The organism is Pseudomonas promysalinigenes (assembly GCF_014269025.2).
Taxonomy (GTDB): Bacteria; Pseudomonadota; Gammaproteobacteria; order Pseudomonadales; family Pseudomonadaceae; genus Aquipseudomonas; species Aquipseudomonas promysalinigenes.
Map to the genome: position 1 here is coordinate 3,254,937 of NZ_CP077094.1, position 13,089 is coordinate 3,268,025.

The following is a 13,089-nucleotide window of genomic DNA, read 5'->3' on the forward strand; positions in this document are numbered from 1 at the left end:
TCAGCCAGATCGGGCATAAATTCTGCCCGGTCAACTCCCTGCAGCAACGGTAGAATCCATGCCTAGCCAACAACAGCCCACGTCCCCTGCCCTCGACACGTTGATCCAGCGCTCAGGCCTGCCCAGCCCGTCGCTTAGCCAAGCCCAGGCGCATGCGCTACTGCAGGCGCAGTATGGTCTGGCGGGCGAACTGTCATCGCTGGGCAGCCAGCAAGACCTGAACCTGCGCGTGGATGCGCCTGAAGGTCGCTTCGTGCTCAAAGCCTGCCACGCCAGCTATGCCCAGGTCGAATTGCAGGCACAGCATGCCGCCCTGGCCTACCTGCACGATCAGGGCCTGCCAGTGCCAGCGGTGCAAGCAGCGCAAACTGGCGAAAACTTGCTGGCAGTGGAGATCGAAGGCCAACCCCTGCGGGTACGCCTGCTCGACTACATCGATGGCCAGCCGTTGACCCGCCTCAAACACATGCCGCAACGCCTGATGGCCGAACTGGGCGCGCTGTGCGCACGCCTTGACAAAGCCTTGGTCGGGTTCGACCACCCAGGCCTTGAACGTACCCTGCAGTGGGATCCTCGCCACGCCCAGGCGCTGATCGCGCATCTACTGCCAGTGCTGCAAGATGCCGGGCAACGCTTGCGCGTCGAGCAAGCCACACGCTTGGCCAGCGAGCACCTGGCCCCATTGGCTGATCTGCTGCCGACCCAAGCGGTGCACTTGGACATCACCGATGACAACACCGTCTGGGCCCGCGACCAGCAGCGCCAATGGCAACTGCAGGGGGTGATCGACTTTGGCGACCTGTCGCGTACCTGGCGCGTGGCCGACCTATCGGTGACCTGCTCAGCCTTACTGCACCATGCAGAAGGCGACCCGCTGCGCATTCTGCCCGCAGTCAGCGCCTACCAGGCGCTCAACCCACTGACCGAAGCCGAACTGCGCGCGCTATGGCCAATGGTGCTCAACCGTGCCGCGGTGCTAGTGCTGAGCAGCGCGCAACAACTGGCCGTGGACCCCGGCAACGAATACACCCGCGCCAACGTCGCCCATGAGTGGCAAATCTTCGATACCGCCACCGCCGTGCCTCTGAGCCTTATGCAAGCGGCGATTCTCCAGGCTGCTGGCCTCAAGACGGACACTGTAGAGTTCAGCGCCTGCCTACCTTTACTGCCTGAACTGGCAGGCAAGCCCGTCAACCGCATCGACCTGAGCGTGCTCAGCCGCCATTACGAAGCCGGGAACTGGGAGCAGGCGGGCTTTGACCAGCATCTGCTTGCCACGCAGCCGGCACCGGCCTGCACCCTGCATGGGCAATACCGCCTGTCACAAACCCACATCGACCGCGCCGAAGAACCCGCCACGTGCGCCCTGGGCGTAGACCTGCATGTGCCCTTTGGCCAGCGCATACAGGCGCCCGCAGCGGGTACCTGGCATCACCACAGCGGTGGACGCGGCTGCTTGCGCACACCGAACTGGGCCCTTTGGTTGCAGGGTTTGGAAGGCGCCCTTGCCGATGGCCAGGCAGTTGCGCCTGGGCAATCCCTGGGCACTAGCGCCGGCTTGCTGAGTGTGCAGCTGTGTCTGGACACGCACCTAGAACCGCCGTTTTTCGCCACGCCTTCGCAAGCCGCTGCCTGGCTGGCGCTATGCCCGTCGCCAGCGGTACTACTGGGCATCGATTGTAATGCTGAGCCGTTGCCCGACCCACAGGCCCTTCTGGCCCGGCGCGACGCCAGCTTTGCCCGCTCGCAGAAACACTATTATGAACAACCGCCACAGATCGAGCGCGGCTGGCGCAACTACCTGATCGACATGCAAGGACGCTCCTACCTGGACATGCTCAACAACGTCGCAGTGCTGGGGCACGGACACCCGCGCATGGTCGCCGAATCTGCGCGCCAATGGTCACTGCTCAACACCAACTCGCGTTTCCATTACGCTGCCATCACCGAGTTCTCCGAACGCCTGCTCGAACTGGCCCCTGAGGGCTTCGACCGGGTCTTCATGGTCAACAGCGGCACCGAGGCCAATGACCTGGCCATCCGCCTGGCATGGGCCTACAGCGGCGGCCGCGACCTGCTTAGCGTACTGGAGGCTTACCACGGCTGGTCGGTGGCCACCGACGCCATTTCCACCTCCATCGCCGACAACCCGCAGGCTCTGGAAACCCGACCGGACTGGGTACACCCAGTAGAGGCGCCGAACACCTTTCGCGGGCGCTTGCGTGGGCCCGACACTGCCGAGGGCTACCTGCGCGACGTCGACGCCAAGCTGGCCGAGCTCGATGGCCGTGGCCGCCAGTTGGCCGGCATCATCTGCGAGCCCGTTTACGGCAATGCTGGCGGTATCTCGCTACCGGCCGGTTACCTGCGCGGGGCCTATGCCAAGGTTCGCGCCCGCGGCGGGGTATGCATCGCCGACGAGGTACAGGTGGGCTACGGCCGCCTAGGCGAGTACTTCTGGGGCTTTGAGGAACAGGGCGTGGTGCCGGACATCATCACCATGGCCAAGGGCATGGGCAACGGCCAGCCGCTGGGTGTGGTGATCACCCGCCGCGAGATTGCCGAGGCACTGGAAGCGGAGGGCTATTTCTTTTCATCGGCCGGCGGCAGCCCGGTCAGTTGCCGCATCGGCATGGCGGTACTGGACGTGATGCAGGAAGAAGGCCTGTGGGACAACGCTCGCGACACTGGCCGCTATTTCAAGGCGCGCCTGCAGGCACTGGTAGGCAAGCACCCGCTGGCCGGTGCCGCCCACGGCTCGGGGTTCTACCTGGGCCTGGAGCTGGTACGCGACCGGGAAACCCTGGAGCCTGCAACCGAGGAAACCATGGCGCTTTGCGACCGCCTGCGTGAGCTGGGGATCTTCATGCAGCCGACTGGCGACCACTTGAACATTCTCAAGATCAAGCCGCCCATGTGTACCACTCGCGCCAGCGTCGATTATTTCGTCGACAGCATCGACCGTGTGTTGAGCGAAGGTCTGTAAGGGGGCTGTCAACCGGGCCGTGCAGTGTTCATACTTTCCGGCCCTTGCTCAAGGTTTGCGCCCATGGCATTTAGCAGCGACTCCCTGGCCATTTTCCTCGCCGTCCTGGAAGCGGGCTCATTCTCAGCGGCAGCACGCAAATTGGGGCGCGTGCCGTCGGCGGTGAGCATGGCCATCGCGCAACTGGAGGCCGAACTGGACCTGCCGCTGTTCGACCGAGCCACACGCAAGGCGCTGCCCACCAGCGCCGCCTTGGCCTTGGAGCCACAGGCGCGGCAGGTCATCTGCCAGCTAAACCTGCTCGATGCACAAGCCCTGCAACTACATCAGGGGCTGGAAAAGCGCCTGACCATCGCCATGGCCCCAGAGCTGCAGACCGGCCGCTGGAGCCAGCCGTTGGAAGTACTGGCCAAGGAGTTTCCAAGCCTTGAAGTCGAAGTGCGCTCGGCGACTCAAACCGAAGCAGTGCGTTTGCTGCATGACGGCAGTGTGCAGCTGGCACTGGTGTTCGAGCGCCCTGGTATCGACGAGCGCGAATCATTTCTCGAAGCTGGCAGCCAGCTGCTGGTGGCCGTGGCCTCGCCACGCCACCCCGCCGGCAACAACAGCGGCACGCCACTGCCAGAGGAAGCCTTCGCCGAACAGCGCCAGATCATCGTGGCCTCCGGCAAGGCCACCGGCTCCGACCCGCGCATGGTGCTGTCGCGGCGGATATGGTTGACCGACAGCTACCTGGCGACTTTGGACCTGGTGCAGTCCGGGCTGGGTTGGGCCTATCTGCCACAGCCGTTGGTCGAGCCATTGATCGCCTCAGGAGCGCTGGCTGAAGTGCGCTTTGACAACATGGCCAGTCGCTTGCGGCTGTGGGTCGACATCATTTGGCTCAAGCCACGACCCTTGGGCTTGGGTGCGCGGCGTTATCTTGAGGTGATGCGCCAGCTGTTCGAAACGGAACCGGCCAGGGCCTGAGGCGCAATCAAGCCGCAGTTGGCGCGACCAATCGATACCCCACGCCGGCTTCGGTGATGATGAACCGCGGCGCGGTGGGGTCATCGCCGAGCTTGTGCCGCAAGTGCCCCACCACAATCCGCAGGTAGTGGGTGTCGTCGACGTGGGTGGGCCCCCAGATGTCCTTGAGCAATTGCTGCTGGGTGATCACCCTCCCCGGGTGCCCGGCCAATTGCGCCAGCAAGGCATACTCTTTGCGCGTCAGGGCGATTTCCACGCCATCGAGAGTGACTTTGCGAAAAGCGAAATCCACGCGCAAAGGGCCAAAGCTGACCGCCACTTCACTGCCGCCCGACTGCGGCACCTGGCGCAGCAGCGCCCGCACCCGGGCCAGAAACTCCTGGATGCCGAAGGGCTTGGTCACATAGTCATTGGCGCCACCATCGAGCGCATCGACCTTCTGGACTTCGCTGGCCCGCACCGACAATACCAGCACCGGCACGGCGCTCCACTCACGCAACTCACGCAGCACCTGCTGCCCGTCCATGTCCGGCAAACCCAGGTCGAGCACCACCAGGTCTGGCCTGGCCAACGCAGCCTGCGCCAGGCCTTCGCTGCCGGTGGCGGCCTCGATCACCTTGTAACCCTGGGAGCTGAGGCTAATACGCAGGAACTTGCGGATCTGCGGTTCGTCGTCGATGACCAATAAGGTGGCGGACTGGCTCATGGGGTTTCGCTTTCGGCTTCAGGTTGCTGGGGCAGCGGCAAGCATAGAGTGATGCAAGTGCCATGGCCATCGATGCCTTCACCGACCAGGATCTGCCCTCCATGGGCGCCGATCATGCCCTGGCAGATCGCCAGGCCCAGGCCAGTGCCCTGGCCACCGCGATCGCCGCGGGCGGCGGTGTAGAACATGTCGAAGATCTTCTCGCGTTCGGCGACGGGGATCCCCGGCCCCTGGTCGCTGACGGCGAACTGCAGGTGCTGGCCCTGCACCGACACCTGCAGCTCTAGGCGGCCTTGGGGAGGTGAGAAGCGGGCGGCGTTCTCTAGCACGTTGATCAGGGCCTGTTCGATCAAGGCCGCGTGAACGAACAACAGCGGCAGTTCCCCAGGCACGTGGGTGCGCACCTGCAGCGGCGCCAACACCGCGCGTAGGCGGTTCAGGGCACTGCCGACGATGTCGGCAGGGGCCACCCAATCGCGAGCAAGCTTGAGGCCACCGTGGCCCAGTCGGGTCATGTCGAGCAGGTTCTGGATGTAGCGATCGAGGCGCTCGGCCTCATCACGCGTACCTTCGAGCAGCTCGCGGCGGTCTTGAACAGGGATCGCTTCGCCCAGCGCCAGCAAGCTGTCGATGCTGCCCCGCATGGCCGTCAGTGGGGTGCGCAGGTCATGGGAGACCGATGCCAACAAGGCGCTGCGCAGCTGCTCGGTTTCGCCGTGCAGGCGGGCTGCTTCGAGCTGCTCGCCTAATCTCGCCCTGGCCAACGCCTGAGCCAGGGGTTGCCCAAGGGCCATCAGCAGCCGCCGCCGCTGAGCGCTCAGCGGCTGCCCAGAGCGCGGGCGAACCCCCAGCAAAGCCTGCGGCTGATCTTCAACCGCCAATGGCCACCACCACCAACGGCCATCGGGCAGCGTATCGCTGCCCAGGCCTGCGGCCTGGCCATGCTGCCAGGCCCACTCGGCGGCGGCACGCTCGTTGTCGCTCAAGGCTTGGGCATCACCGCTTGCCACTTGCAGCAAGCCTTCATCGTCGCGCTCCAGCAGGCACACCTGCGCGTCGCTCCAAGCATTGAGGTGTCTGCCGGCAGCATCGAGCACAGCCTGACGATCGGCAGCACCGGTCAGTCGTCGTGACAGATCGAGCAACTGATTGGTTTGCGCCTGAGTGTCCCGCAGCGCCTTGAGCTGGCTGCGCTGACGGGCGGCAAGGTTGCCGGTTAGGGCGGCCATGAGCAGGAAGAACACCAGCGTCAGCACGTCTTCCTCGCGCTGGATACTGAATGAGAAGTTCGGCGGGATGAACAAAAAGTCGTATGTCAGGAATGACAGCGCTGCACAGGCCAGTGCCGGCCCCAGGCTACTGCGCACCGCCACCAGCAGTACGGCGGCGAGAAACACCAGTGAGATGTTCGGCAGCGCCAGCACGTTCGACACGGCCCACGCCAGGCCTGCGGCCAACGCCGTTGCCATCAGCGCCAGCAGGTAGTGGCGCCAGACCCACACTCGGCTGACCGCTGCATGGGCTGGGCGTGCCTGGCTGTCGCGGTCCAGCACGTTGATCTCCAGGCCATGGTTTTCGCGCAGCAGCCGGGCGCCAACACCGGCACCGAACAGGCGCCGGCGAAGACGGTCACGGGATTGGCCAACCAGCACCAAGCTGGCGCGGCGCTCGCGTGCGTGCTGGATCAAGGTGCGTGCGACCTCGCCGGCACGCAGCAACACCACCTCGCCCCCCAGGCGCTCGGCCAATTGTTGAGCTGCCTGCAGGCGCTGGCGGGCCGTTTCGTCACGCAGCCGGCCGTTGTCAACGTGCACTAGGCTCCAGGGCAAATGACGACGCTGGGCAACCCGGCTGGCGTGCCGCACCAAGCGTTCAGCCTGCTCGTCACCGTCCACGCCCACCAGCAGGCGCCCACGCAAGGCTGGGGCCGCCTCACCACGCAGGCGGTAGCCGTGGGCGAGGTCCGCGTCGACTTGGGCGGCGGCGGTCTGCATGGCCAGCTCACGCAAAGCGGTCAGGTTGGTGGGCGAAAAGTAGGCATCGATAGCGGCCCGTGCCTGCTCCGGTACGTAAACCTTGCCTTCACGCAGGCGTTCAAGCAGCTCGCGCGGTGGCAGGTCGATCAGCACCAGCTCGAAGGCTTCTTGCAGCACCCAGTCTGGCAAGGTTTCACGCACTTGCACCCCGGTAATGCCACGAACCTTGTCGTTGAGGCTTTCCAGGTGCTGGACGTTGACCGTGGTGTACACATCGATACCAGCGGCAAGCAGCTCCTGCACATCCTGCCAGCGTTTGGTGTGGCGGCTGCCGGGCGCGTTGGTATGTGCCAGCTCGTCGACCAGGACCAGAGCCGGCGCCGCCTTGAGCAGGCCGTCCAGGTCCATCTCCTCGAGGGTGACACTACGGTACTCGCTGCGCAGCAGCGGCTGCTGGTGCAAACCGGCCAGCAGCGCTTCGGTTTCGGCGCGGCCGTGGGTTTCGACCACCCCGGCAAGCACCTGCACACCTTGGCGTTGCTGGGCATGGGCGGCCTGGAGCATGGCAAAGGTCTTGCCCACACCGGGGGCTGCACCGAGGAACACCTTCAGCCTGCCGCGACCGCTGCGCGGCAGGCTGGCCAACAGCGCATCTGCGCGGGTGGAATCACTCATCTTTCATCCTGTTTCCTGCGAACACCTGCAGGCGCGAACGCCGTCAATGGGGGAGCTACTGGCTTGGTGAACTGTGACCGCTTAGCGCCTAGAGCCACTTCTGAGGATTGGCGCTAAGCGATCATAGTCAATGGCCGAGTTTGTCCAGGCTCTGGTTCAAGGCCAGTACATTGACCACCGGCGGCCCGACCAATGGGTGGAGGGTGGCCTCTTCCACCAAGCCTTGCAAGCGCGCCACAGGCAACTGCCGCGCCGCCGCCACCCGAGGGATCTGGTAAGCGACCGCTGCTGGCGGCAGGTGTGGGTCCAGGCCGCTGGCAGAGGTAGTCAGCAGCGCTTGCGGCACCGGCCCCAACTGAGCCTGGTAGAGGGCAGCGGCATCCGTCGTGATCCGTTCGGCCAGGGCTGGGTTGCTCGGCGCCAAATTGCTCGCAGCGCTGGCTACCGTGGCGAATGCGCCCGCCGAAGGCCGCGAATGGAACCAGCTATCGCCTTGGAAATCCTGGGCGATCAGCGCCGAACCGCGCACTCGCCCTTGATCATCGCGCACGAGGCTTCCGTTGGCTTGCTCCGGGAACGCCACTTGGGCCACCCCGGTCACCACCAGCGGGTAAAGCCCCCCAGTGATGACGGCCATCAACAGGATCAGGCTCAAGGCCGGGCGTAGGTAATGCTTCATGGTGGCCTCCTCAGACCAGGTGCAGGGCGTTGAGCACGATGTCGATCAGCTTGATCCCGGCAAAGGGTACGATGATGCCCCCCACGCCATAGATCAGCAGATTGCGTCGCAACAGGTGCGCTGCACTTGCCGCCTGCACGCGCACACCGCGCAGCGCCAGGGGGATCAATACGATGATGATCAGTGCGTTGAAGACAATCGCCGAGAGGATCGCGCTCTGCGGGCTGACCAGCTGCATCAGGTTGAGCACGCCCAGTTGCGGGTAGATAGCGGCGAACAGCGCCGGCAGGATGGCGAAGTACTTGGCCACATCGTTGGCGATGGAAAACGTCGTCAGCGCCCCACGAGTGACCAGCAGCTCCTTGCCTACCTGCACCACGTCCAGCAGCTTGGTCGGGTCGCTGTCCAGGTCAACCATGTTGGCGGCCTCACGGGCGGCCTGGGTGCCGTCGTTCATGGCCATGCCGACATCCGCCTGGGCCAGCGCCGGGGCGTCGTTGGCGCCATCGCCGCACATCGCCACCAAGCGGCCGTCGTTCTGCTCCTGACGGATGCGCGCCAATTTCTTCTCGGGTGTGGCCTCGGCCAATACATCGTCCACCCCAGCTTCGGCAGCGATCGCAGCAGCGGTCAGCGGGTTGTCACCGGTCACCATCACCGTACGAATACCCAGCTTGCGCAGCTCGGCGAAGCGTTCACGGATGCCCGGCTTGACCACATCCTTGAGGTGGATCACGCCAAGCAGACGCTTGTCCAGACACACCAACAGCGGCGTACCACCACTCTGGGCGATGCGTTCCACCTCGCGGGCCAGGGCAACTGGCATCTCCAGGCGCTGCATACCGACGAAGGCCAGCACCGCATCGACGGCACCCTTGCGGTAGCAGCGCTGTTGAAAGTCGATGCCCGACAGGCGCGTCTCGGCACTGAAGGCAATCGCCTGGTACTGACCTGGCGAGGGTTCGATGAAATCGTGCAACTGACGCAGGTACTCGACGATCGACTTGCCCTCGGCAGTGTCATCGGCAAGCGATGCGAACATCGCACCCTCCCCCAGTTCCTTGGCGGTCACACCGGGGGCAGCATACAGCGCACTGCAGCGGCGGTTGCCAAACGTGATGGTGCCGGTCTTGTCGAGCATCAAGGTATGCACATCGCCGGCCGCCTCCACCGCACGGCCAGAGCGGGCAATCACGTTAAGGCGCACTAGACGGTCCATGCCGGCAATGCCAATGGCCGAGAGCAGGCCGCCGATGGTGGTGGGTATCAGCGTCACCAGCAATGCGGCAAGAAAGATCAGCGGTAGGCTGCCGCCGGCAAAATGGGCGAAGGGCTGCAGGGTTACGACGACAATCAGGAAGATCAGGGTCAGGCCTATCAGCAGAATGTCCAGAGCAATCTCATTGGGGGTCTTCTGCCGCTTGGCACCTTCGACCAACGCGATCATGCGGTCCAGGGTCGATTCGCCGGGATTGCTGGTGATGCGGATCAGCAGCCAGTCCGAGACCAGCCGAGTATTGCCGGTGACAGCCGAACGGTCGCCACCAGACTCGCGGATAACCGGCGCGGACTCACCCGTGATGGCAGCTTCATTGACCGCAGCGATGCCCTCGAGCACCTCGCCGTCACCCGGAATCATCTCGCCTGCCACCACGCGTACCACATCATCCTTGCGCAGCGCCGTGGCCGCCACAGGCTCGAAACTGCCATCGCGTTTGCGCCGCTGCGCCGTCAACCCCTGGCTACCGGCTTTGAGGCTATCGGCGCGGGCTTTGCCACGCCCTTCGGCGAGGGCCTCGGCGAAGTTGGCGAACAGCACGGTGAACCATAACCATAGCGCGATCTGGGCAGCCACACCGGTGCTGACGCCACTGCCGGGCGCAAAGCACAGTGCAGTTGTGAGCAAAGCCGTCAGAGCAACCACCAGCATCACCGGCGAACGTTTGAGCTGGCGCGGGTCCAGCTTGACGAAGGCCTGGAGCAAGGCTGGCCGCCACAGGGCCGCGATACGCGTCTGATCATTGGTGCCGCGTGAGGCTTTCATTTCAGGAATGGGCATGTTCATGAATAGTTCCTCAGAAACCCAGGCTCAGTTGTTCAGCGATCGGCCCCAGGGCCAGGGCCGGCAAGAAGGTCAGCCCACCCACCAACAAGATGGTCACCAGCAGCAGGCCGGCGAATAGCGGGCCGTGGGTGGGGAAACTGTTGCTCCCCTGCGGCGCCCGCTGTTTGGCTGCGAGGCTGCCGGCCAAGGCCAGGATCGGCAGGATGTAGCCGAAGCGGCCAATGAGCATGGCAAAGCCGATCATCAGGTTGTGGTACACCGTATTGGCGCCAAAGCCTGCGAACGCCGAACCATTGTTGGCGGCCCCTGAGGTGTAGGCATACAGCAACTGGCTGAACCCATGGGCGCCCGGGTTGCTCACGGCACTAGCTGGGCCTGGCAAGCTGGCGGCAAGGGCCCCCAGCACCAGAACGCCAACCGGCATCACCAGCAGGGTTGCCACGAGCAGTTGCACTTCACGGGCCTGCAGCTTCTTGCCAAGGTACTCCGGCGTACGGCCGATCATCAGCCCTGCCAGGAACACGGCGATCAGCACGAACAGCAACATGCCGTAGAGCCCGGCACCGACACCGCCGAATATCACTTCCCCAACCATCATATTGACCATGGCCACCATGCCGGTCAGCGGGTTCAGGCTATCGTGCATCGCATTGACCGAGCCATTGGAGGCCGCCGTGGTAGTCACGCTCCACAGCACCGAACCAGTGGTGCCGAAACGGCTTTCCTTGCCTTCCATTGGCGCGCTCTGCTGCACCTGGGCACTTTCCAGTGCCGGATTGGGCTGATACTCCGACCACAGCGCCGTGGCCCCCCCGATCAGAAACAGGGCGAGCATGCAGCCAATGATTGCACGGCTCTGGCGCAGGTCTTTGACGTAATGCCCGAAGGTAAATACCAAAGCCACTGGGATCAGGATGATCGAGACCACCTCGAACAGGTTGCTCAATGCCGTGGGGTTTTCGAACGGGTGCGCCGAGTTGACACCGAAGAAGCCACCACCGTTGGTACCCAACTGCTTGATGGCGATCTGGCTAGCAGCTGGACCGAGCGGGATGGTCTGGTCCGTACCCTGCAGCGTCAGCGCGTGGGCATAGTCGGCAAACGTCTGTGGTACGCGTTGCCAGACCAGCAGCAGCGCCAACAGCAGGCTCAGCGGTAACAGGCCATAGAGCGTTGCCCGGGTCATGTCGACCCAGAAGTTGCCCAGATCGCTGGTGCAGCGACGAGCGATACCGCGGCACAGCGCGACCAGCACGGCAAGGCCGGTGGCGGCGCTGACGAAGTTCTGCACCGCAAGCCCCATCATCTGGCTCAGGTAGCTGACCGAAGCCTCGCCGCTGTATGCCTGCCAGTTGGTGTTGGTGACGAAGCTGACCGCTGTGTTGAACGCCAAAGACCACTCAAGGCCAGGCAAATGCTGCGGGTTCAGTGGCAAAGAGCCCTGCAGCATGAGCACGCTGAACAGCAGCACGAAGCCCGCCAAGTTGAAAGCCAGCAAGGCCAGGGTGTATTGCTTCCAGTTCTGCGCCTGTTCGGCCTTGACCCCTGCCAGGCGATAACAGCCCTTCTCCAGCGGCCCCATCACAGGCGTCAACCACGTACGTTGTCCCTCCATGACGTTGTAGTAAAAACGCCCGAGCCAAGGTGCTGGCAACAGCACGAGAGCAAAAAACACGATCAGCAGCGTGTAATCGTAACTGTGCATGGCTGCTCCCTAGCTGCGATCGGCGTGCAGCAACGCCACCAGCAGGTAAATTGCCAAAGCCACTGCCAGCAGCAGTGACAGACCGTCGAGCATGTACATCAGTGCAACTCCCCTTTTTGCGGCATTGGCCGCTTCGGGGAAATTGTCCGAGTGATGGGCGTAAAGAGGCGAGATCAGGGGGTGGGGGTGGGAATAAAGAATGCGTAAAGACGAGGAATCTCGAATGCCTGCGCCGGCCTGCTCGCGGGTAACCCTGCGAACAGGCCAGTTTCGGTTTACTGCTGTGGCTGCGCCGCGTTACGGCTCCATTCCAGCAGCAGGCTGTAACCAACCGCCAGTAAAGTCGGGCCGATGAACAGACCGATGAAGCCAAAGGCGATCAACCCCCCGAACACGCCGAGCAGCACGATCACCAGCGGCAGGTTGCCGCCTCGGCTGATCAGGTAGGGTTTGAGCACGTTGTCCACGCCGCTGATGACGAAGGTGCCCCAAATGCCGAGAAACACCGCCATGCCATACTCGCCCTTCCACACCAGCCAGCCGGTGGCCGGAATCCACGCCAGCGGCGGCCCCATGGGGATCAGGCTGAGCATGAAGGTCACCAGCCCCAGAACGATCGCCCCAGGCACGCCTGCGATCAGAAAGCCTATCAGCGCCAGAAGGCCTTGAGCTGCTGCGGTGCCGATCACGCCATTGACGACCCGCTGCACGGTCCCTGCCACCAGCTCCAGATAGTAATCGGCGCGTTCGCCCACCAGCCGGTTCAGCAGCCGCAGCACGAACGCCGACAACCGTGGCCCGTCCCGGTAGAAGAAAAACACGAATATCAGGCTCAGGGTCAGCTCCAGCACGCCACTGCCAATCTGCGCACTGCGTGCCAATAACCAGTTGCCCACTTGCCCCAGGTAGGGTTTTACCGATGCCAGCAGGGCCGCGCCTTGCTGGTCCAGCGACTGCCACCCGCTGACCAGGCGCTCACCTACGAAGGGGATGCCGCCAAGCCAGTCCGGTGCGTCGGGCAGGCCATCGACCTGTACGTCACGTACGAAGACGACGGTGTCGCGTATGTGATCGGCCAAGTTGAAGCCCAGCCATACCAGCGGCAAGGCGACGATGAGAATCCAGGCCACGGTCAGCACACTGGCAGCCAAGGTTTCGCGCCCTCCCAGCACACGCGTCAGCAGACGCATCAGTGGCCAGCTGGCGAAAGCGAGGATGGCCCCCCATAACAGCGCGGACATGAACGGTGCCATCACCCACAGCGTGGCGCCGAACAATGCCAGCAGCAGAATCTGGACCAACAGGCGGTCATTGATGCCCATGGCGAT

At 63.9% G+C, this 13,089-nt stretch carries 9 protein-coding genes; 2 read left to right on the plus strand and 7 right to left on the minus strand.

From position 1 onward, the window contains the following. Nucleotides 1–58: 58 nt before the first annotated feature. The gene (locus tag HU725_RS14945; RefSeq protein ID WP_186478543.1) at nt 59–2,986 is read left to right on the plus strand and encodes an aminotransferase; all 2,928 of its coding nucleotides are present in this window, start codon (nt 59–61) and stop codon (nt 2,984–2,986) included. Nucleotides 2,987–3,049: 63 nt separating this feature from the next. Further along, a complete protein-coding gene (locus HU725_RS14950; protein WP_060478552.1) occupies nt 3,050–3,955 on the plus strand; it encodes a LysR family transcriptional regulator in 906 nt (301 codons plus the stop codon). Nucleotides 3,956–3,962: 7 nt separating this feature from the next. On the opposite strand, the gene HU725_RS14955 is transcribed toward HU725_RS14950, so the two are convergent. The 7 genes from HU725_RS14955 to HU725_RS14985 form a co-directional block, all read right to left on the minus strand. Continuing rightward, nucleotides 3,963–4,661 carry a response regulator gene (locus HU725_RS14955; RefSeq protein WP_186478544.1) on the minus strand — a complete coding sequence of 233 codons (699 nt, stop codon included), beginning with the start codon at nt 4,659–4,661 and terminating at the stop codon, nt 3,963–3,965. Continuing rightward, nucleotides 4,658–7,312: a DUF4118 domain-containing protein gene (locus tag HU725_RS14960; RefSeq protein ID WP_186478545.1), complete on the minus strand. Its 2,655-nt coding sequence runs from the start codon at nt 7,310–7,312 to the stop codon at nt 4,658–4,660. Before HU725_RS14960 ends, HU725_RS14955 begins: the two co-directional genes overlap by 4 nt. Nucleotides 7,313–7,439: 127 nt before the next feature. Then, nucleotides 7,440–7,991 carry a potassium-transporting ATPase subunit KdpC gene (gene kdpC, locus HU725_RS14965; RefSeq protein ID WP_060478555.1) on the minus strand — a complete coding sequence of 184 codons (552 nt, stop codon included), beginning with the start codon at nt 7,989–7,991 and terminating at the stop codon, nt 7,440–7,442. A 10-nt stretch (nt 7,992–8,001) separates the two neighbouring features. Further along, nucleotides 8,002–10,056: a potassium-transporting ATPase subunit KdpB gene (gene kdpB, locus HU725_RS14970; protein ID WP_186478546.1), complete on the minus strand. Its 2,055-nt coding sequence runs from the start codon at nt 10,054–10,056 to the stop codon at nt 8,002–8,004. 10 nt (nt 10,057–10,066) lie between these two features. Further along, nucleotides 10,067–11,761 carry a potassium-transporting ATPase subunit KdpA gene (kdpA, locus tag HU725_RS14975; protein ID WP_186478547.1) on the minus strand — a complete coding sequence of 565 codons (1,695 nt, stop codon included), beginning with the start codon at nt 11,759–11,761 and terminating at the stop codon, nt 10,067–10,069. Between the two features lie 9 nt (nt 11,762–11,770). Beyond that, nucleotides 11,771–11,860 (minus strand): K(+)-transporting ATPase subunit F, encoded by a 90-nt coding sequence (gene kdpF, locus HU725_RS14980; protein ID WP_060478558.1) that lies wholly within the window; start codon nt 11,858–11,860, stop codon nt 11,771–11,773. 176 nt (nt 11,861–12,036) lie between these two features. Then, nucleotides 12,037–13,083 carry an AI-2E family transporter gene (locus HU725_RS14985; RefSeq protein WP_186478548.1) on the minus strand — a complete coding sequence of 349 codons (1,047 nt, stop codon included), beginning with the start codon at nt 13,081–13,083 and terminating at the stop codon, nt 12,037–12,039. Between the last annotated feature and the right edge of the window lie 6 nt (nt 13,084–13,089).

Bases quoted from the DNA above. Each gene is read 5' to 3' on its own strand.
- HU725_RS14945 (WP_186478543.1), top strand. From the start codon at position 59: ATGCCTAGCCAACAACAGCCCACGTCCCCTGCCCTCGACACGTTGATC.
- HU725_RS14950 (WP_060478552.1), top strand. From the start codon at position 3,050: ATGGCATTTAGCAGCGACTCCCTGGCCATTTTCCTCGCCGTCCTGGAA.
- HU725_RS14955 (WP_186478544.1), bottom strand. From the start codon at position 4,661: ATGAGCCAGTCCGCCACCTTATTGGTCATCGACGACGAACCGCAGATC.
- HU725_RS14960 (WP_186478545.1), bottom strand. From the start codon at position 7,312: ATGAGTGATTCCACCCGCGCAGATGCGCTGTTGGCCAGCCTGCCGCGC.
- kdpC (WP_060478555.1), bottom strand. From the start codon at position 7,991: ATGAAGCATTACCTACGCCCGGCCTTGAGCCTGATCCTGTTGATGGCC.
- kdpB (WP_186478546.1), bottom strand. From the start codon at position 10,056: ATGAACATGCCCATTCCTGAAATGAAAGCCTCACGCGGCACCAATGAT.
- kdpA (WP_186478547.1), bottom strand. From the start codon at position 11,761: ATGCACAGTTACGATTACACGCTGCTGATCGTGTTTTTTGCTCTCGTG.
- kdpF (WP_060478558.1), bottom strand. From the start codon at position 11,860: ATGTACATGCTCGACGGTCTGTCACTGCTGCTGGCAGTGGCTTTGGCA.
- HU725_RS14985 (WP_186478548.1), bottom strand. From the start codon at position 13,083: ATGGGCATCAATGACCGCCTGTTGGTCCAGATTCTGCTGCTGGCATTG.